Source organism: Bacillus sp. BML-BC051 (assembly GCF_019656175.1).
Classification (GTDB): Bacteria; Bacillota; Bacilli; order Bacillales; family Bacillaceae_G; genus Bacillus_A; species Bacillus_A mobilis.
This window is the reverse complement of sequence record NZ_BPLI01000077.1, coordinates 64,845-85,688: the sequence shown is the minus strand read 5'-3', so window position 1 is coordinate 85,688 and position 20,844 is coordinate 64,845. Positions and strand designations below refer to the sequence as shown.

At 34.7% G+C, this 20,844-nt stretch carries 22 protein-coding genes and 2 pseudogenes; 5 read left to right on the top strand and 19 right to left on the bottom strand.

The window, feature by feature from the left end:
• Positions 1-6: 6 nt before the first annotated feature.
• From lepB to K5S59_RS25845, 3 genes are all read right to left on the bottom strand, one after another.
• The gene (gene lepB / locus K5S59_RS25855) at positions 7-570 is read right to left on the bottom strand and encodes a signal peptidase I (protein ID WP_048545235.1); all 564 of its coding nucleotides are present in this window, start codon (positions 568-570) and stop codon (positions 7-9) included.
• A gap of 56 nt (positions 571-626) precedes the next feature.
• A complete protein-coding gene (locus K5S59_RS25850; protein WP_000347517.1) occupies positions 627-1,220 on the bottom strand; it encodes a TVP38/TMEM64 family protein in 594 nt (197 codons plus the stop codon).
• Between the two features lie 387 nt (positions 1,221-1,607).
• Entirely contained in the window at positions 1,608-2,189 is a 582-nt protein-coding gene (locus tag K5S59_RS25845) for a competence protein ComK (protein ID WP_212981852.1), read from the bottom strand.
• 284 nt (positions 2,190-2,473) lie between these two features.
• Between K5S59_RS25845 and K5S59_RS25840 the strand changes: the two genes are divergently transcribed.
• Both K5S59_RS25840 and K5S59_RS25835 read left to right on the top strand, forming a co-directional pair.
• Complete coding sequence (locus K5S59_RS25840; RefSeq protein ID WP_000391436.1) at positions 2,474-2,659, top strand: hypothetical protein; 186 nt, start codon at positions 2,474-2,476, stop codon at positions 2,657-2,659.
• A 317-nt stretch (positions 2,660-2,976) separates the two neighbouring features.
• Positions 2,977-3,189, top strand: a complete 213-nt coding sequence (locus tag K5S59_RS25835; RefSeq protein WP_000412666.1) for a hypothetical protein — start codon at positions 2,977-2,979, stop codon at positions 3,187-3,189.
• Positions 3,190-3,349: 160 nt separating this feature from the next.
• Here K5S59_RS25835 and K5S59_RS25830 read toward each other — a convergent pair.
• Positions 3,350-3,508: pseudogene (locus K5S59_RS25830) on the bottom strand (IS5/IS1182 family transposase); the annotation flags it as partial.
• Positions 3,509-3,624: 116 nt separating this feature from the next.
• Entirely contained in the window at positions 3,625-3,828 is a 204-nt protein-coding gene (gene cspA, locus K5S59_RS25825) for an RNA chaperone/antiterminator CspA (protein ID WP_000301521.1), read from the bottom strand.
• Between the two features lie 372 nt (positions 3,829-4,200).
• Between cspA and K5S59_RS25820 the strand changes: the two genes are divergently transcribed.
• Positions 4,201-4,992 (top strand): phosphotransferase, encoded by a 792-nt coding sequence (locus tag K5S59_RS25820; protein ID WP_000073804.1) that lies wholly within the window; start codon positions 4,201-4,203, stop codon positions 4,990-4,992.
• A gap of 91 nt (positions 4,993-5,083) precedes the next feature.
• On the opposite strand, the gene aceA is transcribed toward K5S59_RS25820, so the two are convergent.
• The 13 genes and pseudogenes from aceA to K5S59_RS25760 all read right to left on the bottom strand — a co-directional run bounded on the left by aceA (position 5,084) and on the right by K5S59_RS25760 (position 17,144).
• Positions 5,084-6,361: an isocitrate lyase gene (gene aceA / locus K5S59_RS25815; protein ID WP_000787362.1), complete on the bottom strand. Its 1,278-nt coding sequence runs from the start codon at positions 6,359-6,361 to the stop codon at positions 5,084-5,086.
• A gap of 22 nt (positions 6,362-6,383) precedes the next feature.
• Complete coding sequence (gene aceB / locus K5S59_RS25810; RefSeq protein WP_000107299.1) at positions 6,384-7,973, bottom strand: malate synthase A; 1,590 nt, start codon at positions 7,971-7,973, stop codon at positions 6,384-6,386.
• 189 nt (positions 7,974-8,162) lie between these two features.
• Positions 8,163-8,819, bottom strand: coding sequence for an S-layer homology domain-containing protein (locus tag K5S59_RS25805; RefSeq protein ID WP_000731026.1), 657 nt, complete (start codon positions 8,817-8,819; stop codon positions 8,163-8,165).
• A gap of 339 nt (positions 8,820-9,158) precedes the next feature.
• Positions 9,159-9,818 (bottom strand): S-layer homology domain-containing protein, encoded by a 660-nt coding sequence (locus tag K5S59_RS25800; RefSeq protein ID WP_120449681.1) that lies wholly within the window; start codon positions 9,816-9,818, stop codon positions 9,159-9,161.
• Between the two features lie 452 nt (positions 9,819-10,270).
• On the bottom strand, positions 10,271-10,927 hold the full coding sequence (locus K5S59_RS25795) for an S-layer homology domain-containing protein (protein ID WP_174718022.1): 657 nt from the start codon (positions 10,925-10,927) through the stop codon (positions 10,271-10,273).
• An 88-nt stretch (positions 10,928-11,015) separates the two neighbouring features.
• A complete protein-coding gene (locus K5S59_RS25790; protein ID WP_000482319.1) occupies positions 11,016-11,924 on the bottom strand; it encodes a DMT family transporter in 909 nt (302 codons plus the stop codon).
• A gap of 213 nt (positions 11,925-12,137) precedes the next feature.
• Complete coding sequence (locus tag K5S59_RS30760; protein ID WP_429681603.1) at positions 12,138-12,929, bottom strand: methyl-accepting chemotaxis protein; 792 nt, start codon at positions 12,927-12,929, stop codon at positions 12,138-12,140.
• Between the two features lie 156 nt (positions 12,930-13,085).
• Positions 13,086-13,865, bottom strand: a pseudogene (locus K5S59_RS30755) (MCP four helix bundle domain-containing protein); the annotation flags it as partial.
• 133 nt (positions 13,866-13,998) lie between these two features.
• Positions 13,999-15,267 (bottom strand): M48 family metallopeptidase, encoded by a 1,269-nt coding sequence (locus K5S59_RS25780; RefSeq protein ID WP_001233303.1) that lies wholly within the window; start codon positions 15,265-15,267, stop codon positions 13,999-14,001.
• A gap of 133 nt (positions 15,268-15,400) precedes the next feature.
• Entirely contained in the window at positions 15,401-15,589 is a 189-nt protein-coding gene (locus K5S59_RS25775; protein WP_000949418.1) for a hypothetical protein, read from the bottom strand.
• 11 nt (positions 15,590-15,600) lie between these two features.
• The gene (locus K5S59_RS25770; RefSeq protein ID WP_001006046.1) at positions 15,601-15,900 is read right to left on the bottom strand and encodes a hypothetical protein; all 300 of its coding nucleotides are present in this window, start codon (positions 15,898-15,900) and stop codon (positions 15,601-15,603) included.
• Positions 15,901-15,931: 31 nt separating this feature from the next.
• Positions 15,932-16,288: a hypothetical protein gene (locus tag K5S59_RS25765; protein WP_000750874.1), complete on the bottom strand. Its 357-nt coding sequence runs from the start codon at positions 16,286-16,288 to the stop codon at positions 15,932-15,934.
• Between the two features lies 1 nt (position 16,289).
• Positions 16,290-17,144: a CPBP family intramembrane glutamic endopeptidase gene (locus K5S59_RS25760; RefSeq protein ID WP_120449675.1), complete on the bottom strand. Its 855-nt coding sequence runs from the start codon at positions 17,142-17,144 to the stop codon at positions 16,290-16,292.
• Between the two features lie 134 nt (positions 17,145-17,278).
• Here K5S59_RS25760 and K5S59_RS25755 point away from each other — a divergent pair, with 134 nt between their 5' ends.
• Positions 17,279-17,983, top strand: a complete 705-nt coding sequence (locus K5S59_RS25755; RefSeq protein WP_000272682.1) for a response regulator transcription factor — start codon at positions 17,279-17,281, stop codon at positions 17,981-17,983.
• 9 nt (positions 17,984-17,992) lie between these two features.
• Complete coding sequence (locus tag K5S59_RS25750) at positions 17,993-19,735, top strand: sensor histidine kinase (RefSeq protein ID WP_001010462.1); 1,743 nt, start codon at positions 17,993-17,995, stop codon at positions 19,733-19,735.
• 177 nt (positions 19,736-19,912) lie between these two features.
• On the opposite strand, the gene K5S59_RS25745 is transcribed toward K5S59_RS25750, so the two are convergent.
• The gene (locus tag K5S59_RS25745; RefSeq protein WP_000446834.1) at positions 19,913-20,815 is read right to left on the bottom strand and encodes an AraC family transcriptional regulator; all 903 of its coding nucleotides are present in this window, start codon (positions 20,813-20,815) and stop codon (positions 19,913-19,915) included.
• Positions 20,816-20,844 lie beyond the last annotated feature (29 nt).

The window sequence follows — 20,844 nt, the reverse complement described above, 5'->3', positions numbered from 1 at the left end:
ATTATATCAACCTTTTGAAAAATTCGTTTGCACCTCTTGAATTGGCCAATATCGTAAATCAACTTTACCGACAACTGTATCAGCTTTTACAAATCCAAAGTGTCTACTATCCCAGCTTCCGAGTCGATTATCGCCTACTACAAAAATATATCCAGGTGGTACCGACTTTTCTTTCGTTAACTCTTCTAGTTTAAAATCACCTGTTAGTTGTCGTCCATTTGTCTCTTTCTTATACGTCTCTAAATAAGGTTCATCCACGAATTGTCCGTTTATATACAGTTTATCATGCTTATATTCAATTTGATCCCCAGGTAAACCGATAATTCGTTTTACATAGTCCTCTTTTTTATTCGCATGAAACACAACAACATCAAACCTGTTCAAGTCCCCTACTTGATAACTCACCTTATTTACAACGAGCATATTGCCATCTTGCAATGTCGGCATCATTGACTTCCCCTCTACAACGTACGTTGAAAAGAAAAACGTTCGAAAAAATACAGCTAATAATACACCAATTAAAATTGTTCGTATCCACTCTATGCCTTCTTTTTTCAAAGTTTTCTTCATCCGCTTCTCCCCTTACCCTTTAATAATGAAGCTTTCCTTTACAAAGAAGACTATTCTTAATGTAGTTCTAACTTTACTTCGATTTTCTTGCCGACATACCATAAAATAAAAATACCAATTGCTACAATGACTGATTTCACCGGATTATGAATAAATGACATTAAATCATGACCGATATACGTTAAAATAAAAATCATCACAAGTTTTCCGAACGCGAGCGCAAGACCAAACTGTTTTACACTAATGCGAGATAAACCAGCAACAACATTTATAAGCGCAGACGGTGTAAACGGAAAACAAAATATAACGAAAATCGGCGCGAACCCTTTCCTTTCAATCCATCCCATTGCCTTTCGTACTCTCTCATGCTTATTTACAAAAGAAAAGAAACGACTTCGGCCAAAATGGCGGATAATGAAAAAGACAAGTAAAGCACCCATTACTGATCCAAGCCACGAATAAAGAAAACCGAGCCAAAATCCAAATGCAACAGCATTCGCCAATACAAATACGATGAGTGGCAATGCCGGAATCAACGCTTCTATCATCGGTAAACCAATACCAAGAAGTGGTCCGAACGCTTTATAACTTTCAACAATATGATCCATATTTTCTGGTGAAAAATACTCTTTGATTGTCTGAAAATCCATTCTACACTTTACCCCTTTACTCTAAGTACTACCTCTACTGTATCATCGCTTATATGAAAGAGGAAATGGTAGATACGACATATGGAGATGTAATTATTAAGTTTCCATATCTTTCATTAGAATTCCTTCATTATTATGCTATGATAATCTATCAATATTCGACAGGACGTGTCGCGATTTTGGAAGTGGTCCTTTTGTTTTGGTAGCAAATTCCTCGGTAACTGAAATTATATCGGTAATTTTCTGAATATATCGACCGTAACTCGCTTTTTATCAGCGATTTCTCGAATATATCAACCACAACTCGCTTTTTATCGGCGATTTCTCGAATATATCGACTTACCGACAAAAACTGACAAATAAAAGGATGGGGGGTCCCCCATCCTCTTACACTTCGCCTTCTTTCACAAAATATACTTTCTCGTATGCTGGTTTTAATCTAGATTGTTCAGTTTTATCAATCTCTTTAAAACAAGGGCTCCCTTGTTTTTTCCTACGATCTTCATATTCAGTACGCAATTTTGCTGTACGATTTTGTTGATTTTCAAAACTACTTTTTGATATTTCTAATTTCACAGCAAAGCCATTTATAAATCTAACAATAACATTTCCGTCCTTTGACTCTTTATTACTTTCAATATAAAAATGAGACAACCAAGCGCACTCTTTTCTAGAGTATGAATAAGTGGGAAAAAAATAAAGTTGATCTGTCGGACTAATCGCAATCGGTGCTTTATGTGTAATATGAGTTAACTCTTTCTTTCCTTCTTTTCTGCCTAAGAAACTAGAACCATGCTTGCGGCAACTTCTTTCTATAATATCTAGAGGCTTTTGAAATACGAAAAAGGAATCTTCCCTCTCAACAACTCGTGTAACAATTTTCTTTTCACTTAGAATAACAGGAAGTAAGGCCATTGTATTTTTATTTACCACATAGTTTTCAACATAACGTTCTACTTTACTTTCCATATTCTACTGTCTCCTTTTTTTCCATTTATATTAGCAGCTGCATATATAATTTTAGCATCTACGAAAAGGAATTGGTTTACAGATTCCGCTTTTTTACAATACTTTATCATTTATCAAATATCTTTTAAATTACAAAATAACGATATAGTGATTTTGCGATAAAAACTAATACAAAATGTATTTATACTACCTATAAATATTTACAACTGCTTCCTCATTTTTCATCATTACGACAATTAACTTTGCTATAATTAAAAGAAAAATCCAATATATGGAGGTCCACTATGGAAGAAAAAGAAATGCAACCAACGATTCAAATGAAAAATAGTAGCATTGTGATCGTGAAAAACTCAGCTAGCATTATATTCGGCTTATTTTTCATTCTACTATTTTTTGCAAAGCCTTTTCGTAAATCGAAATGCCCTGAATGTAAGAAACGCGCGAAGAAAAAGGTTGAAAAAGAAGAGTAAAAGGCCTTCCATTTCGGAAAGCCTTTTACTCTTCTTCCTATTTTCTTCCGAGTGTCCTCATATCCTTTTTTAAAAATATTACTACATACAAAAAAAACGATGAAAAATTATCCACTACGTTAAAAAGTACTTGTATGTGTTACCCATTTTTATTTTTTATTAAGAACTTCAACTTTATACATCACTAGCAACTTTTTAATTCGTTAAATCTACAATATAAGTTTTGTATAGAATTCCATTTCAAAACACAAAATATGTAAGTGATTATTTATGATTACATTAGTTTTTTATCTAATTCCAAAAAGGAGCTGTATAATATGGAGAAAAAAAGTCTATTAAGACAACAGATTAATAGCGTCCCATCAGATGCTCTGAATACCCCTAGTAAAGAGCAAGAACAAATGTTAGAAACGTCATCTCAAGACGAACAAAATTCTAACAACAATACTAATAAAAAAGATGTTACTCAAAGCCTATATGGCGTAGATTTACCCATTTCGGATGTAGACAGAACAACAAATAAACAATGAATTGTAAAGAAAAAAATTAAGAACAAATAAACTTAATACTTTCTCATTTATAAAGTGAAACTTTAATCAGTCCTCAACAATTGGGCGTTAACAGACAGTTGGTCTCCCGCCGAATTTTGAGAGGAGAAACCAACTGCCCGTTAATGTGCATGATAAAAAGACGACCATTATTTTCACAGTTATAAGGACGTAATTTTTCTTCAATGAAATGAAAACGAATTGTTACTTCAATCGTACGTAGAAAATGATCCTGCAGAACTAATTCTTCTATAGAAACTGATACGCGTTCACCCCGATGATTTTTGAATACCTCCATCATAAGAAATCTCTCCTTTTCCATCAATTTTGACATAAAAAAAGAGATGGAAAGACTTTCTCCACAACAAAAAAAGGGATGGCAGCAGCCATCCCTTTTTTCCATAATAAACTATAAAATTATAGTTTGATTACGTTTTTAGCTTGAGGTCCACGGTTACCATCTTCGATTTCGAAGCTAACTTTTTGACCTTCTTCTAGAGATTTGAAACCTTCAGTTTCGATTGCAGAGAAATGTACGAATACATCGTTTTCGCCTGGAACTTCGATGAAACCGAAGCCTTTTTCGTTGTTAAACCATTTTACTTGTCCTGTTACTGCCATAATTATTTCCTCCTAAAGAAAACACAATTTATTTTAGTCTTCCTGTATAAAAAAAGAATCCACACATTATCAAACACGAAACATAAACTAGTTCTCACATACTTTTTCTCGTTCGTTTTCGGCACTTGATAATATATGGATTGCTTAATTTAACTATTCAACTGACTTCATCATAGCATACTTAAAATAAAATGTACAATCTTTTTTGAAAATAACTGACAAATTAAATTGATTGTACATTCGTAAATAATTGATTGTAGTATGTGCGGATTTCACTATGAAGTACACACAAACATCATTTGAATACGATTACATCTCTTGTTCTGAAGTGTTACAATCTAATCGTACAGTCGTTATATTGGAGGGGATTATATGTCAAACTACGCCAACGAAGAAAAGCTTACAGGGGGAAATGTATCAAATGTGTATCGTTCTGAAAATACTGTTCGGCGAGAATTAAAGCCAGGTAGTGCAAAAATTCATACATTATTACAACACTTAGAAAACAAAGGGTTTCATCATGCTCCAAAGTTTTTAGGTGTAGATGAAAAAAATAGAGAGATTTTATCCTTTATTGAAGGAGAAACTGGGAATTATCCGTTAAAAGAATATATGCGATCTAATGCTGTTTTAAAAGAAATAGCAAAGATGCTCCGCCTTTATCATGATGCGGTAAGTGATTTCCCCTTATCAGATGAATGGCAACCGATGGATTGTACTCCTAATGACATTGAGGTTGTATGCCACAATGATTTTGCTATATATAACATTATTTTTAATCAAGAAAAACCAGTAGGCATTATTGATTTCGATGTTGCTGCTCCTGGTCCAAGAATTTGGGATATCGCTTATACGCTTTATACTTGTGTGCCTTTAAGTAGAACGTATTATACAGAATCGGGTGAGGCAGTTCACTATGACTCATCACAACATGCTGGTCGTATGAAAGAAAGAGTGAAATTATTTGTCCAGTCCTACGGTAAAAGTATGGACGAAGATTACTTAGGAATGGTTTTACTACGATTAGAAGCTTTATGTACATATATGAAAAGAAAAGCACAAGAAGGCGATGTGAATTTCCAAAGAATGATTGATGAGGGACATTTAGAGCATTATGAAAAAGATATGGAGTTTATTCGCGATCATAGAGCTGAGTGGATTTGATAATATCTTCTTGTTTGTCGGTAAGTCGATATATGTGAAAAATCGTTCCGAAAATAACAAGGGGCACCCTTCAAAAAGGGGCCCCTTCCTTTTATTTTGTAAATTGTGCTTCTTCTGTAGATCCTTTTAGCGCTGTCGTTGATGACGTACCGCCTGTAATAACTTGTGCTACTTCATCAAAGTAACCTGTTCCTACTTCGCGTTGATGACGAGTTGCAGAGTAGCCGTGTTTTTCTGCTGCGAATTCTGCTTGTTGTAGTTCAGAGTACGCTGCCATGCCTCTCTCTTTATAGCCACGTGCTAGTTCAAACATGCCGTAGTTTAATGAGTGGAAGCCAGCTAGTGTTACGAACTGGAACTTATAACCGTAAGATGCGATTTCTTTTTGGAAGCTCGCAATTGTTTTCTCATCTAGTTTTTGTTTCCAGTTGAATGAAGGTGAACAGTTGTATGCAAGCAATTTCCCTGGATGCTCTTTATGAATTGCTTCTGCAAATCGTTTTGCATCTTCTAAATTTGGTTCAGACGTTTCGCACCAAACGAGGTCTGCGTATGGAGCGTATGCTAAACCACGTGCGATCGCTTGATCAAGACCTGCTTTCGTACGGTAAAATCCTTCTGGTGTTCTTTCTCCTGTAATAAACGCTTTATCAACTGGATCGATATCGCTCGTAATTAAATCTGCTGCATCCGCATCTGTTCTTGCAACGATAATTGTCGGCACTCCCATTACATCTGCCGCAAGACGTGCCGAGATTAAATTACGTACCGCTGTTTGCGTCGGTAGTAATACTTTTCCGCCTAAATGCCCGCATTTTTTCTCTGAAGATAATTGATCTTCAAAGTGCACACCTGATGCACCTGCTTCAATCATACCTTTCATTAGTTCAAAGACGTTTAATTGTCCGCCAAATCCAGCTTCTGCATCAGCTACAATCGGCACAAAATAATCTGTATCACCGCTTCCTTCCATATGCTGAATTTGATCCGCACGTTGCAGTGTTTGATTAATTCGTTTTACTACAGCAGGTACGCTGTTCGCTGGATATAAACTTTGGTCCGGATACATATGTCCCGAAAGGTTCGCATCCGCTGCTACTTGCCATCCACTTAAATAAATTGCTTTTAGCCCAGCTTTTACTTGTTGCATCGCTTGGTTTCCTGTTAATGCGCCAAGTGCGTTAATGTAATCTTCCGTATGAAGTGATGACCAAAGCTTTTCAGCACCGCGGCACGCTAACGTATGTTCAATATCAATTGACCCGCGCAGGCGAATTACATCTTGTGCCGAATATGGACGTGTGATCCCTTTCCAGCGCGTATCTAATTCCCAACTCTCTTGTAATTTCTCAATTCTTTCGTTTTTCATTTGTTCCATCCCCTTTTCGTTTTTATAAAATTTCATAACCCGGTAATGTTAAAAATGGTACGAATTCATCATTCCGAACGAGATTTGTAAACAAAGTTGTCGCCTCTTGGAATCTCCCTTTCTTAAAGGCTTCCTTACCAATCTCTCTTTCTATTTTTGCTAACTCTTCTTCTTTTAGCTCTTCCATTAATTCAAGTGTAATATTACGGCCATCATTTAATTTTCCACCTTCATGGCGAATCCATTGCCATACTTGTGCCCTAGAAATTTCCGCTGTTGCCGCATCTTCCATTAAGTTATAAATTGGTGCCGCTCCCCGTCCGCTTAACCAAGATGCAATATATTGAATACCTACGCTAATATTTAGGCGAAGTCCCTCTTCTGTAATCGTTCCCACTGGTACTTCTAATAAATCCTTTTCTGTAACATGTATTTCTTCACGTTTTCTAAAAATTTGATTTGGTGTTTTCATAATGTGATTAAATACTTCCATCGCGACTGGTACAAGTCCCGGGTGGGCAACCCAAGTCCCATCATGACCATCTAAAGCTTCGCGCTCTTTATCTGCACGTACTTTTTCAAAAGCTGCTTCATTCGCTTCTGGATTGTTTTTAATTGGAATTTGTGCCGCCATTCCTCCAATAGCTGGTGCATTACGACGGTGACACGTTTGAATGACTTTCAAAGAATACGCGCGCATAAACGGCGCCGTCATCGTGACTTGCGCTCTATCTGGAAGTAAAAATTTATTATGATTACGGAAACTCTTTAAAAAGCTGAAAATATAATCCCATCTTCCGCAATTTAATCCAGCAGAATGATCTTTAAGCTCATACAAAATTTCATCCATTTCAAACGAAGCGTGAATCGTTTCCAGTAGTACCGTTGCTTTGATTGTTCCGTTTGGAATACCGATATATTTTTGAGCAAATACGAAAACATCATTCCATAACCTTGCTTCTAAATGGCTTTCCATTTTCGGTAAGTAAAAGTATGGACCGCTTCCTTTTGCTAAAAGAGCTTTCACATTATGGAAAAAATAAAGTCCGAAATCTACTAAGCTACCAGACATATTTTTCCCATCAACTTGCATATGTTTTTCTTCTAAATGCCATCCTCTTGGACGCACAATTAATACTGCTGTTTTACTATTTAAACGATATTCTTTTCCGTTTTCATTTTTATGTGAAATCGTCCCCTGCACAGCATCTCGTAAGTTTATTTGTCCTTCAATCGCATTCTGCCAAGTTGGTGAATTTGAATCTTCAAAATCTGCCATAAAAAGATGTGCTCCTGAATTTAAAGCATTAATAACCATCTTTCTATCTACTGGTCCAGTAATCTCTACGCGGCGATCCTCTAAATCTTTTGGCAATTTGGCAATTGTCCAATCCGCTTCACGTATGTGCTTTGTTTCTTCTAAAAACTTTGGAAACTCTCCTGTATCAATTCTCTTTTGTTTCTCCGCACGCTTTTGTAAAAGTTCTATGCGGCGCTCATTGAAATTTTCATGTAGTTCCTTCAAAAAACTAAGCGCCTCAGGTGTCAATATTTCGTTGTACGCTGGTAACATTTCTCCGGGCAATGTAACCCGTGAAGTTTGCGTCGACATATTAGCATCCCCTTCTTAAACTGTTTTATAACAGATTTGATTTTATGATTTATATTATATAACAAATCTTCAGAAAAGGAAGTTTTTTTCGAAAATTTAATTGATTTTTTTACAAAACTGTATTCTTCCACCCGTATTACACATAAAAAAGAAGCTAGTGTTATACAACACCAGCTTCTTTTTTATTATTTATTCAAAAATTGTTTTAAATAAGAACTGCGCATATTGTTCACGTGTTACTTTCATGTTCGGAGCGAAGTTACCCTTCCCGTCTCCTACTGAAATACCATTTGAACCTACTGCATTAATCGCTTTTTCTGCCCAATGTCCCTTTGGTACATCTTTAAATCCTTTTGTTTCTTTCACTTCTAATTCATATGCTTCTGTAAGTACTTGAGCCATTTCTGCGCGTGTTAATGTATCTTTCGGTCTAAAGTTTCCAGTTCCATCACCATTAAAGATACCTAACTCTGTTAATACTAAAATTTCTTCTAAGAACATTGTTGACTTTTCATTAATATCTTTATATGGATTTTCAAGAATATCGCCTTCCTCGAATGCTTCACTGAAATCGATTGTGCGATAAATTAAAGCAGCTACTTGTTCACGTGTTACGTTATGTCCAAAACCAAACACACCATTTCCATAACCAAGCATAATTTCTTGTTCTGCTAAAATTTGAATTGCTTCATAAGACCAATGTCCTGCTGGTACATCTTTAAAGATTGCCGGGCTTGTTTGTTGTGACTTCGGAGCTGCTGCAGCATTTACTGTACCTTCAGCACTAAATGCTACTCCACCCATAATTGTTAAAGCTGTTGCTACTTTTAAAACTTTTTTCTTCAAAGTATTCTCTCCCTAAAAACATATTTTTTTCTAATATAAAGAATTAATGGAAGCGTAACAATACAATTCCCATGTGATTTTTGTCTGATTTATGAACTATATTTCATATAATTTTATTTACACTCTATTAACAATAAAGTTACTAAACCATATATTTAAACAGAAAAAAGTTACTTTATTCAATTTCTCCTTATCCAATAAATCCCAAAAACTAAATTATGAATAGAAAATCGATATAATTATAAATAATTTAAAATAAGAAAAAAGCGTGGAATTCCCGCGCTTTTTTCTCGATAAATATTATATTAATATAATTTAAACATCCTTATATTTTAACTTTTATTCATAATCCTCATCTTTTACTGGAAAATAAAAAACAGCTTTATTTAAAAACGTTGCATATTGCTCACGTGTTACAGCTTTATTCGGTTCAAATTTCCCATTTCCTGTTCCTACTATGACATGATTAGACTGCAGTGCACTAATCGCATTTTTTGCCCAATGATTATTTGGTACATCTTTAAATGTATGGTTCTTCTTCACCTCAAATGTAAATGCATTCGTAAGAATTTGCGCCATTTCTGCACGTGTTACTGGTGCAGCTGGTCTAAAGTTTCCTTTTTCATCGCCTTTAAAAATACCATGCTCTGTTAATACTAAAATTTCATCTAAAAACATTGTTGCCCTCTCAGAAATATCTTTGTATGGATTTTTTAAGGGTCCTTCTTTATTCAAATTCAATGTACGATAAAGTACTGCTGCTACTTGTTCTCGTGTTACATTATCTCCTACACCAAACTTACCATTTCCATAGCCTAACATTACTTTATTGTATACTACGTCCATTATATCGTCATATGCCCAGTAATTTACTGGAACATCATCAAACACAATCATTTCTGGATATTCTTCTGCTTTTACGTTTGGAACATTTGTACTTACAAACAAGCCGCCCATAATAGTTACCGTTGCCATTATACGTAACATGTTCTTTTTCATTGCCCTCTCCCCTTTATCTCCATTAAAAAAAACGGAAAATAATAGAATGAAATCCTTTCCAATATTACATATGTTGCCTCCACACCCATTATGCAATATATTACATTTAAAAAATCTATTATTGTGAAAATCACTACTAAAGGAGAGCCAATTCGCTCTCAATTTCAATTTTTATACCGAATTGTACGCAAATCATATCCCTTTCCTATGGTCATTTAAAGGTGTTTCTATACATTAAATATTCTACTTTTTTAAAAAGAAATCCTTCACATTTTTAAAGTTCATTTTCTAGACAAAAACCGCCAATATATGTTGTTACTCCGTGTATATCGACGTTTCGACAAAGGATATCAACTGGACTACAACATACGAAAATAATAACCTACCTAATTAATAAAAGCTCACAATGAGCGAAGGATGTCTCCTCTACAAATTATGAGCTTTCTCTTTCTCTATTCCATTTTCCCTGGAGAATTATCAATGGATCGTTTTAAAAATTTCGCAAATTGCCCGCGTGTTACGAGCATTTCAGGATCAAACTTGCCATCTCCCGTTCCAATCACCACTTTATTAGACTGTAATGCGCTAATTGCGTCTCTTGCCCAATAGTTTTCTGGGATGTCTGTAAATGTATGCGGACGCTTTGTTTTCAACTCATATGCTTTCGTTAAAATTTGTGATAACTCTGCACGAGTCAGTGTTGCTTTCGGACGGAAATCTCCATTTTCGTCTCCTTTAAAAATACCAAGCTGTGTTAAGCGTAAAATTTCGTAAGGGAACATGGTTGATTTCACACTAATATCTCTATATGGATTCCCAATATCCGCAGTTCCTTTTACATGAAGTGCGCGATATAATACTGCCGCCGCTTGTTCACGTGTTATATGATCTTCTACACCAAACTTACCATTTCCATATCCAAACATAATTCGATGATATACTAAATATTTAATATCATCACACGCCCAATGATTTGTTGTTACATCATCAAACTCTATCATCGGACCAGATTTTTGTATAATATCTGCATTTGCAGACACACCATTTACACTTACAAATATTCCTCCCATTAAAGTTAATGATGACATTATCTTTACTAGTTTTTTCATCTCTCCCACCCACTTTTCCCTTTATTTTCCTACAAATTTTATTGTACAAAAAATTAGGAGATTATCAATAGAATGTAGGTGAGAATATTTAAAGTTCAGAATACAAATTTTCTTTTATCGCTATTTTTTCTTCCTTCGTTTTTCGAAAAGTAAATGCCATTCCTACAAATATAAGAATAATCCCTACTACTTGCATACTAGTCGGTCTAAAGCCGGTAAAGACTGTATCTAATAGTATTGCAACCGCAGGATCTAAAAACACTAATACCGAAATTAATCTCGTCGATAAATCTCTTAAACTGTCAAAAAATAAGTAATATACAAATCCCGTATGTATAAGACCTGTCGCTGTGATCATCATCCAGTTCATCTCTGTTAACCCTTGAAACTTGCCAAAATCTACGAATGGTAGCAATAAAAATATACCTAAAAATGTTTGTAAAAATGTCATCGCATATGCGCTCGTATGCTGAATCCCTTTTCCTAATAAGGTGGTAAAAGCATAAAATACAGCTGCAAGAAGTGCCCATACCATTCCAGATGACATCAGTTTTTCGAGCGATAGACTTCCATCTACTCCAGCTACTAGAACGGTTCCGATAAAACAAATGACAATGGACATAACCGCAAATACTGTAAGTCTCTCTTTAAATACAATGCTACCAATCATTAATACGATAATAGGTGCAAGGTGGTAAACTGAAATCGCAATTGTAATCGACATAACTTCAAACGCTTTAAATAGAAATACCCAGTTAAAAACGAGAAATACACCGCATGCTAATATTTGCATTACTTCTTTTTTATTCCATTTCTCACTTTTATACTGTCCTGTTACGAGCCAACATAATGCTAAAAATATAGTCGCACAAATGCAACGAACGAATACTAATTCAAAAGACGGTAAACCTGTTTGAACAGAAAAAAATCCAATTGATCCGAAAATAGACATCGAAAGGATCATTTTTATAGCCGGCATTGATTTTTTATTGAACACCCTTTCTCTCCTCCTATAAACTATCTTTTACAAATGAAAAATCTCCAAAACATTACGTATTATTATATATTACAATCGGAAAATTGTAAAAAATTAGAATATATTAAGTGATATCTGCACAAAATTCCCATAAAAAAAATCACCCTTTGTTATATAGGATGATTTTTTTATTTATTGAATGGAATTTTTCTATATTAAAACTTAAATATACTACTACTTTTGAAGAGTAAATTGGGCAACTATTTGTTTTAATCCTCCTGCTGCATTATGCATATGTTCAATTGAAACTGAGATCTCTTGAACAGATTTTTCTTGCTGTTGAATAGACTCTTTTACCCTATCAGTTCGGTCAGATGATCTTTGGGAAATTTGAGCCATGTCTTCTGCAGAAGCCGAAATCTCTTCACTACTCGCTGCAATTTCATCTGTAGACATAGATACCGTTTGAATTTGCTCAGATACTTGCTGTACTTTTTCTGTAATTTTTCCAAATACTTTTTCTGTATGCATTACTACTTGTGTACCTGCCTGTACCTCATTATCTACTTTCCCCATCATATGTACCGTATGGTTCGTTGTTCCCATAACTTGAGTAATAAGCTTCTCAATTTGTTTTGCAGAATCACTGGATTGTTCTGCTAATTTTCTTACTTCATCTGCCACAATTGCAAATCCTCTACCACTTTCCCCAGCACGTGCAGCCTCAATTGCGGCGTTTAATGCTAATAAGTTAATTTGAGAGGTAATACCTTGCATAACATCAATGATTTTAACAATTTCTTCTGATTGTTCTTTCATAGTCTCTACTTGTTTCACACCGTTATGTACTGAATTTTGGATTGTATCCATCTGTTGAATCATTTGTTTCATTAATTTGTTACCACTCTCTGCATCTAATGCTGATTGAGCAGACAATTCATTTACAGAGGATGCTGTATTCACTATACTCTGCATTCCTTGTGTCAACTCTTCCATCGCACCCGCAGTTTGCTCCATTGCTTGCATTTGACTCTCTGCGCCATTTGCAACTTCTTCAATATCTATAGTGATTTTCTTCGCTGCACCACTAGATACTTCCGATGCAGATACTACTCCGTCTGCATGTTGGAATAAAAGCTGAATATTATTCTCTATTTCTTGCATATTTGTTCTTAGCCCTGCAATCATTTCGTTAAAATCACTTACTAATACACCTAATTCATCCTTAGCATTATACTCACCATGTACAGTTAAATCCCCATCTTTTGCTCTTTCCATCATAAGACTAACCGTTTGTAAAGGGGCAACTATAAGCTTGCTAATAATATAACTTACTATACATATAATGACTGTAGTAACTACTACAAGAATGATAAAAGTAATAACAGACCGCTCTATCATTTTTTGAGAATCTTTAAATACTTGGTCAGCTAAATTTGAAACATACGCTTCTAGATCTACAGCATAACTAGCTAACTCTACTCCCTTCGGTTTTAATTCCTTATGAAATTCGTTTACCATTTGAGATTCATTTGTTAGCTTCGCTTTATCAAACAACTTCTTATATGTATCCATATAACTTGGCAAAGATTTCTCCATCTTCTGAAACAGTTCATCCTCTTGCTTACTTAAATTGAAGCCATCATCATATTCTTTTAATAAAGAATCATATTTTTCAAGATCCTTTTCAATATTACCAATAATCCCCTCTTTATTTGTCGCCTCATTTGGTGACGCTGTAATTAATTCTAGTAAGTTATACTCTAGTGAATTTTGTGTACGAAGCATTCCTTCTAATAACACTACAGAATGTTGATAATCATCTACTACAACCTCTGTATCATGCTTAATCTTGTTAATAGAATTAATTGCTACGCAGCTCATAATTACCATGCTAAATACTGCTAATGAAATAAGCGATAATAATTTATATTTCACTTTTAAATTTTTTAAAAAATACATTTTTCCACCTTTATTCCTTTATATATAGATTTTTAGAATTTTATAGCTTATTATTTACAAAATCGCAATAAAAAGCAATGATAAATATTCCCAATATAAAACTTATATCTCTAAAAAAGAAGTAGCATAATCGCTACTTCTTTTTGCTTTGTTTATCATATTGTTCAAACGCATGGATTCTTTCGAAAATTGGTGGATGTGTGTATAAGAAAAACTTCACTAACGCAGGCGGATTTACTTGGCTTAAACTCGTTTTTGATAAATATTGAAACGTTTTTACACCAGATTTCCCGTCCTTCGTCATATCTAAAGCATATTGATCTGCCGCTCGTTCTTCTATACGAGAAACATAGTTTGTTGCTGGCTGCGATGCAAAAGATAGTACAGAAGAAATTAAGAAAAATAAAGGTAAAATTGAGAAACATGCTACTTTTGAAATTTTTAGCGTATCCCCCCATTTTCGAATACACATATTTATAATACGGCTAATAAGATACATCCCTACAAACGATAGCAATACATAACTCGCAACGCCCCAATATATATGTTTCATAACATAATGCCCCATTTCATGGGCCATTATAAATAAAATCTCTTTATCTTTTAATTGCTTAAGCGTTGTATCCCACATTACAATGCGAAGATTTTTTCCAAGCCCCGTTACGTATGCATTTAATGCATTCGTTTTCTCTGACATATTCACTTCATATACGTGTTCAGATGGAATATCAGCTTTATCTGCAAGTGCTAAAATTTTCGTTTCTAATTCTTTATTTTGTAGCGTCGAGAAGTCATTATAAAGTGGGTCAATAACGACTGGCTGCACAAATGTTAAAAAGATTGTAAATGGAACAGAGAGCGCCCATCCTGCTAGCCACCATCTCTTCGGGAATTTACGGATAAGCCATAACAAAACAGTAACAATGAGTAACATAGTCGCATAATTCACCCAAAAATCGATAACGTGATCTTTTATCCAGCTTTGTGTACTTTGCGTTGAAATGCCGTAATCAACGGACACTTTTCGGCTAATCCATTGCATCGGCAGAGCAAGAACTGTTGTGAGTAGTGATAAATAAAAGAAATAAATCGCAACTTGCAGGACACTTATTTTCGTCGTTTCCTTCGACCATTTCTCAAACTTTCTTGAAACACCGAGCACAAGTACAAATAATAAAATAATCCATTCCAGAGGCGTCGCTAAAAAGTACAGTAAATTTTTCACGCGCGAATAATCTTGGCTTAGCGTAAGCTCCCTTGCATTCATAAACGTTTCTGGATCTGCCTTTGTTCCTTTATACATGTCCGGAATCAGTTCATGATTCCATCCAAATAAATACCAATATATAAGCAACGCAAACCCAACGTACAAAAAAAGCGACCACCCAATAACCTTCCTCACGCTATTCCCTCCTCTATGCTGCCTGTCTATTATTATTGTAAGTTCGTACATGCTAAATTAGAACAAGCTTATTATGCGAATTGCTCGCGAGCCTTCTGCTTACAAAAAAAACTCTTCTACAAAAAGAAGAGTTTTACCTACCTTTAGACACTTTCTTCGGTTCATACTCTGGGATAAGAAATATACTTACAACCCAACATATGAAACCAGCGCCTTTTATATAGCGTATATATTCATAGTCTTGAAAAAATAACGTCGTTACAATAAGCGTAAAAAAACCAATTAAAACTAGTACGTATCCTATTTGCTTCTTAGATAACATAACGTTCCTCCTTAAGGAAGTACATCCACTAATAAACTAAAATCTTGTAAAGAAAAAGAACTATATTTCATAATACCTTGCACTGCTAAAAGTAAAATAAGACCGGTCACACACATATAATTAACGCTTTCTTCACTCTTTTTTTCAGCAACTATTCCGCCGCTTATACATAATATTCCTAACAAATGGAGTGCTAAATACATAAAGAAATAAGCTTCCTCCCAGCGAAGAATAACATTGACTGTCGTGATCAGCACAATGCTAAGTAAAATCAAATAAAAAAACTTATTTGATGATATTGTTTCATTCATATAATTTTATACATCCCTTTCAAATTTAGAATTAATGATGTTTCAAAGCTATAAAGTAAATGATTGTTTTCATACTATAAAACAAAAGGAAAGCCACCATTACTTTCTCGAATACTTTATGAACCCACGTATACTTCTCTTCATTTTTTTTGAAGATGCGCTTCATCATTTCTTCTACAATTAAACCAAATAGTAGTAAAACCCCTAACACAATAAGAAGAGAAATAATATTTTCTTTTACATGAGTATTAGAAAATAAGTAATACTCTGGAAACACAATCGTATCTACTACAGGTTGCACCCAATGACAAACGCTTTTATCACACATATCTGTAAGAGACGTAGCATCTATAATGTCTTTCAATATTTTTTCAATCGTCTTCTTCATCTCATTTATCCCCCACTACGTCTGAAAAGCTCTTTTCCTGCTCTACATATATAGCTGGCATTTCTTTATTCCAATATTTGCGGTTAACAAATAGAAAGATGAGTACTAAGTTTAATCCCGTCATAAAAATAATAAGTCCTGGAAAGAACGTCGTATAATTTGAGAAATCTGCAAAACTCATTATCTCTTCTTTATTTATTAGAAAAGAAGCACCGATTACAAATGCATTGTTTAACATGTGAATAGCAATTGGCATGAGTAAGCTATTTGTACGAATATATACGATTGATAGTACAACACTAAATACTACTGCGCCTAGGAAATCAACATGTAGCAACGCAAACAACATCGCTACTACAATGATTGCTATACTCGTTCCCCATTTTACTGCAAAGCGTTGCAGTAAAAATCCCCGAAAAACAAATTCACCAATAATTGGTGCGATGAATACGACCATAATAACTTGATATACATATCCCCCTGTACTATCTATAATCGGTTCACGTAACGCGCTCATAATAAATTCCGGTGTAATCCATGCAAAGCTATACATGTACAAAATAAGATATCCATAACTAAACACGCATAACATAATCGCAATGTATAAAACTTGCACCAGGTTAAATGTTTCATTTTTATTAACAAATAATGAAAATGAAACGCGGTGTTTTCTATATTCATAAAAAATCCACGTAATCGGAAGGATATAGAATATAAGAATATTTATAAAAGTAGAATTTTGTATATGAAATGTACTTTCTATCAATTCATTACTGCCTCTTGCAACTAAAGTTAATAGTGCAAATACAATTAAAAAATATCTAGCTCGCATCGTTTGAAACGGATTCACACTCATCTCCTCCCCTATGTTACTTTTATCATATCATTTGATTCTTAATTTTTTGAGAAAGAAAACCTTAAAATTTCCTTAAAAATTCCATAAGTTACCGAAAGATGATATGATATTCGAGGAAATTAGGAGGGATTTTTATGTATGAAGCAAATATTTTGCTCGTTGATGATGAAACAGCAATTTTACAATTACTAACTACCATTCTTGAAAAAGAAGGTTTTTCTCATATTACAACTGCAACATCCGCTGAAATAGCTTTATCTCTCACCGAAAAAAACGATTACGATTTAATTATTTTAGATGTCATGCTTCCTGGTCAGTCTGGTTTTGATATTTGTCCCATCATTCGCAAAAAAACAGATTGCCCTATTTTCTTCCTCACAGCTAAAACATCTGATTTAGATAAAATATCTGGATTTTCACAAGGTGCAGATGATTATATTACGAAGCCATTTAATCCACTTGAAGTAGTAGCTCGTATGAAAGCACAACTCCGTAGACATATGAAACAAGCAGTACCAAATGAACAAAAAGCACACTCCAGTTCGTTTGGCAGATTTGAAATTGATCGATATTCCGCAGAGCTTACAGTAAATGGACATGTTGTCGAATGTTCCGCCCAGCTATTTCAGCTACTACTCTTCTTTTGCGAGAATCCGAACTACGTATTTTCGAAAGAAGAAATATATGAAAAAGTTTGGGGAGCACCTGCCTATAATGGCGATGACAATACTGTTATGGTCCACATTCGAAAACTACGTGAAAAAATTGAACAAGACCCAAGTAAACCAGAATATATAAAAACCGTTCGCGGACTTGGCTATAAGTTCATTACAAAGTAGGGTGACGATATGAACTTTAATAAACGACTCATTATCCAGTTTATCATGCAACACGTATTTGTTTTAGTTACATTACTAATTGCTGTAGTAGCTGCATTCACTTATTTAATTTTTCTTGTTACTAGTACTTCATACGAACCGAACATTCCAGATGCGGAGAATTTTATGATTGCAAGATATATCTCTTCAGAAGATGGCGATATTTCGTTGAAAGCTGAAGTAAAAGACTTAATTAAAGAGAAAAATGATTGGATTCAAGTTGTAGAGGAAGACGGAAAAGTTCTCTATCACTTTAATACGCCAAGTGACGTACCGACATCTTATACGAAAACATCTCTATTCTCGTATATACAGAATCATGTAGAAAGCCCTTATACATTTACATATTGGGAAATTGAATTAGAAGAAAAGAACGTACTTGTTATATACGGCGGTATGTTAAAAAGCAATGTATTACTGAAAACAATCAAGAAAGAGCACCCGTCTGTATCTATGGATTCTTTCACATTAACAGATCAAGAAAAACAGTTACTTTCTAAAGAAAAAGCAACACTTCAAATCTTTAATAGTGGTGGCGAAGAAGTATTCTCCTATCCAGATGGAAAGAAAAAAACGTTTTCTGTCATACAAGCTGCTCTTAGCGAAAAAGAACCGTGGAATCATAAAGAAAACACGTCTAGCTTTTACGACACAAATAGCAATCATCTTCTTGTTGTAACTGCTAAAAATGAGTACTACTACCCAGATGATGAAATAGACGATGTATTTACTAAAAAGTTTCTAATCGGATGCGGATTAATCCTTCTTATCGTATTTGTTTATTTAGTCATTCTTTCTATTTGGTACGGTAATAAATTTGGAAAACCGTTATTACATGCGATGCGCTGGCTTAAAAATATAGCTGGTGGAAAGTACGAAGAGCCTGTTAGTAAAAAAGGGAAACCTGTCAGATTCCGGCGATCTGGTAAAGAAAAATGGTCATTCCGTTTATTTAGTGATGTGACAAATTCACTAGAGCATCTTTCTATTACACTCAAAAAAAATGATGCGATGAGGCAAGTACTGCAGCAGACACGTGAAGAATGGATTACCGGTCTAACACATGATTTAAAAACGCCACTTAGCTCTATATATGGCTACGCATTATTACTAGAATCACAGCAGTACAACTGGACTGATCGTGACATTCAACAATTCGGCAGCGTTATGAAAGAGAAATCTCAATATATGACGACATTAATTGATGACTTAAGCTTAACGTATCAATTAAAAAATAACAGTCTTCCTGCGCAGCATGTGAACATTGAAATGAATCAATTCGTCCAAAAAGTATTATTACAATTCATTAATAATCCGACACTTCAAAATCAAAATATTGAATTCGTACCAAGCTCAAACAAAATTCAATATTTCATTGAAGAAAAATGGTTCCAGCGTATTATCGAAAACTTACTGGTAAACGCTGTAAAACATAATAATGAAACGACAAATGTCAGCGTAAAACTTTCCCAAAACGCTACTTCATTTACACTCTCTATTGCAGATAACGGAAAAGGAATGGATGATAAAACGAAAGAACTTCTCTTTGAGCGATATTACAGAGGAACCAATACAGAAGAAAGCAACATCGGAACTGGACTTGGTCTCGCCATTACGAAACAGCTCGTTCATGCTCATAACGGAACAATTTCTATTGATAGCGAACTTGGAAAAGGAACGACGATTATACTTGTGTTCCCGTTTCATTCGTAGGAAAGGCGCTATGTGGCGTCTTTTCTTTTGGCGAAGTTCAACAGTCTATGAAATTATATCGGGCAACTCAAAATATATCAGCGATTTTCAAGATATATCGACTTATCGACAAAAATCGGCAAATATAACAACCTATATGAAAAAAGCGAACCACTCAATGGTTCGCTTTTCCTTCTATTACTTCTTCTTCACCGGTATCCAAAGTTCAATTTGAGCAAACTCACTTTTATCTGCATGGGAACGCTCATCGTATAGTTCAAATTCATTAACGCCGCAATGTTCGTATCCAGAATGCGGGAACCATTCTGAGAATACAGCATTCCACGTTTGGTGAATAGACGATACCATTTCTTCATGAGGAACTTTCGGCGTTGTAAATACAGCATATGTCGCTGCTGGGAAAGTACGCTTCGCAACTTCATTTGGTACATTTTCAAATCCTGTAACTTCCATTCCAATTATATAAGTGAAGTCCCCTGTTTCTAAATTAAAATCAGTACATAATCCAAGCTCTACCCATTGGCTCGTATCTTTACGATTCGGAATTGTCGTTCCAAGATCTTTCTGTAAATATTCTTGCCAAAATGCTGGGATGTCTTGATGGTTTTTCCCTTCTTTACTTGTCGTCTTCAGTTCATAACCCGCCATTAAAAATTCTGGTTTATTTACAATACGATATTCCATTTGTATGCCTCCTAAATACGGATTTAATTTTCTTTGCTTTACATTCACGCTGTAATACATCGGTGTTTCAATTTCTTGTTTTCGATATTCACTCGGTGTCATTTGAAATAATTTTTTAAAGGCTCTCGTGAACGTTTCGTGAGATTGAAAGCCGTGCTCAAACGCGATATCAATAATTTTTTCATCCGTATGAGAAAGTTGATAAGCTGCCCGGGCTAACCTCCTCTTTCGAACATACTCCATTACTGTATCACCTACTAACGCCTGAAATACACGATGAAAATGCGACTCAGAAAAACCTGCAATACGTGCTAAATTACGCAACGTCTGTTTTTCCATGACATCTTCTTCAATATAATCAATTGACCTTTGAATTTGTGTTTCATAGCTTTCCATCTCTGTTCACCCGCCTTATATGTATTATG

Bases quoted from the DNA above. Each gene is read 5' to 3' on its own strand.
- lepB (WP_048545235.1), bottom strand. From the start codon at position 570: ATGAAGAAAACTTTGAAAAAAGAAGGCATAGAGTGGATACGAACAATT.
- K5S59_RS25850 (WP_000347517.1), bottom strand. From the start codon at position 1,220: ATGGATTTTCAGACAATCAAAGAGTATTTTTCACCAGAAAATATGGAT.
- K5S59_RS25845 (WP_212981852.1), bottom strand. From the start codon at position 2,189: ATGGAAAGTAAAGTAGAACGTTATGTTGAAAACTATGTGGTAAATAAA.
- K5S59_RS25840 (WP_000391436.1), top strand. From the start codon at position 2,474: ATGGAAGAAAAAGAAATGCAACCAACGATTCAAATGAAAAATAGTAGC.
- K5S59_RS25835 (WP_000412666.1), top strand. From the start codon at position 2,977: ATGGAGAAAAAAAGTCTATTAAGACAACAGATTAATAGCGTCCCATCA.
- cspA (WP_000301521.1), bottom strand. From the start codon at position 3,828: ATGGCAGTAACAGGACAAGTAAAATGGTTTAACAACGAAAAAGGCTTC.
- K5S59_RS25820 (WP_000073804.1), top strand. From the start codon at position 4,201: ATGTCAAACTACGCCAACGAAGAAAAGCTTACAGGGGGAAATGTATCA.
- aceA (WP_000787362.1), bottom strand. From the start codon at position 6,361: ATGAAAAACGAAAGAATTGAGAAATTACAAGAGAGTTGGGAATTAGAT.
- aceB (WP_000107299.1), bottom strand. From the start codon at position 7,973: ATGTCGACGCAAACTTCACGGGTTACATTGCCCGGAGAAATGTTACCA.
- K5S59_RS25800 (WP_120449681.1), bottom strand. From the start codon at position 9,818: ATGAAAAAGAACATGTTACGTATAATGGCAACGGTAACTATTATGGGC.
- K5S59_RS25795 (WP_174718022.1), bottom strand. From the start codon at position 10,927: ATGAAAAAACTAGTAAAGATAATGTCATCATTAACTTTAATGGGAGGA.
- K5S59_RS30760 (WP_429681603.1), bottom strand. From the start codon at position 12,929: ATGCAAGCAATGGAGCAAACTGCGGGTGCGATGGAAGAGTTGACACAA.
- K5S59_RS25775 (WP_000949418.1), bottom strand. From the start codon at position 15,589: ATGTTATCTAAGAAGCAAATAGGATACGTACTAGTTTTAATTGGTTTT.
- K5S59_RS25770 (WP_001006046.1), bottom strand. From the start codon at position 15,900: ATGAATGAAACAATATCATCAAATAAGTTTTTTTATTTGATTTTACTT.
- K5S59_RS25765 (WP_000750874.1), bottom strand. From the start codon at position 16,288: ATGAAGAAGACGATTGAAAAAATATTGAAAGACATTATAGATGCTACG.
- K5S59_RS25760 (WP_120449675.1), bottom strand. From the start codon at position 17,144: ATGAGTGTGAATCCGTTTCAAACGATGCGAGCTAGATATTTTTTAATT.
- K5S59_RS25755 (WP_000272682.1), top strand. From the start codon at position 17,279: ATGTATGAAGCAAATATTTTGCTCGTTGATGATGAAACAGCAATTTTA.
- K5S59_RS25750 (WP_001010462.1), top strand. From the start codon at position 17,993: ATGAACTTTAATAAACGACTCATTATCCAGTTTATCATGCAACACGTA.
- K5S59_RS25745 (WP_000446834.1), bottom strand. From the start codon at position 20,815: ATGGAAAGCTATGAAACACAAATTCAAAGGTCAATTGATTATATTGAA.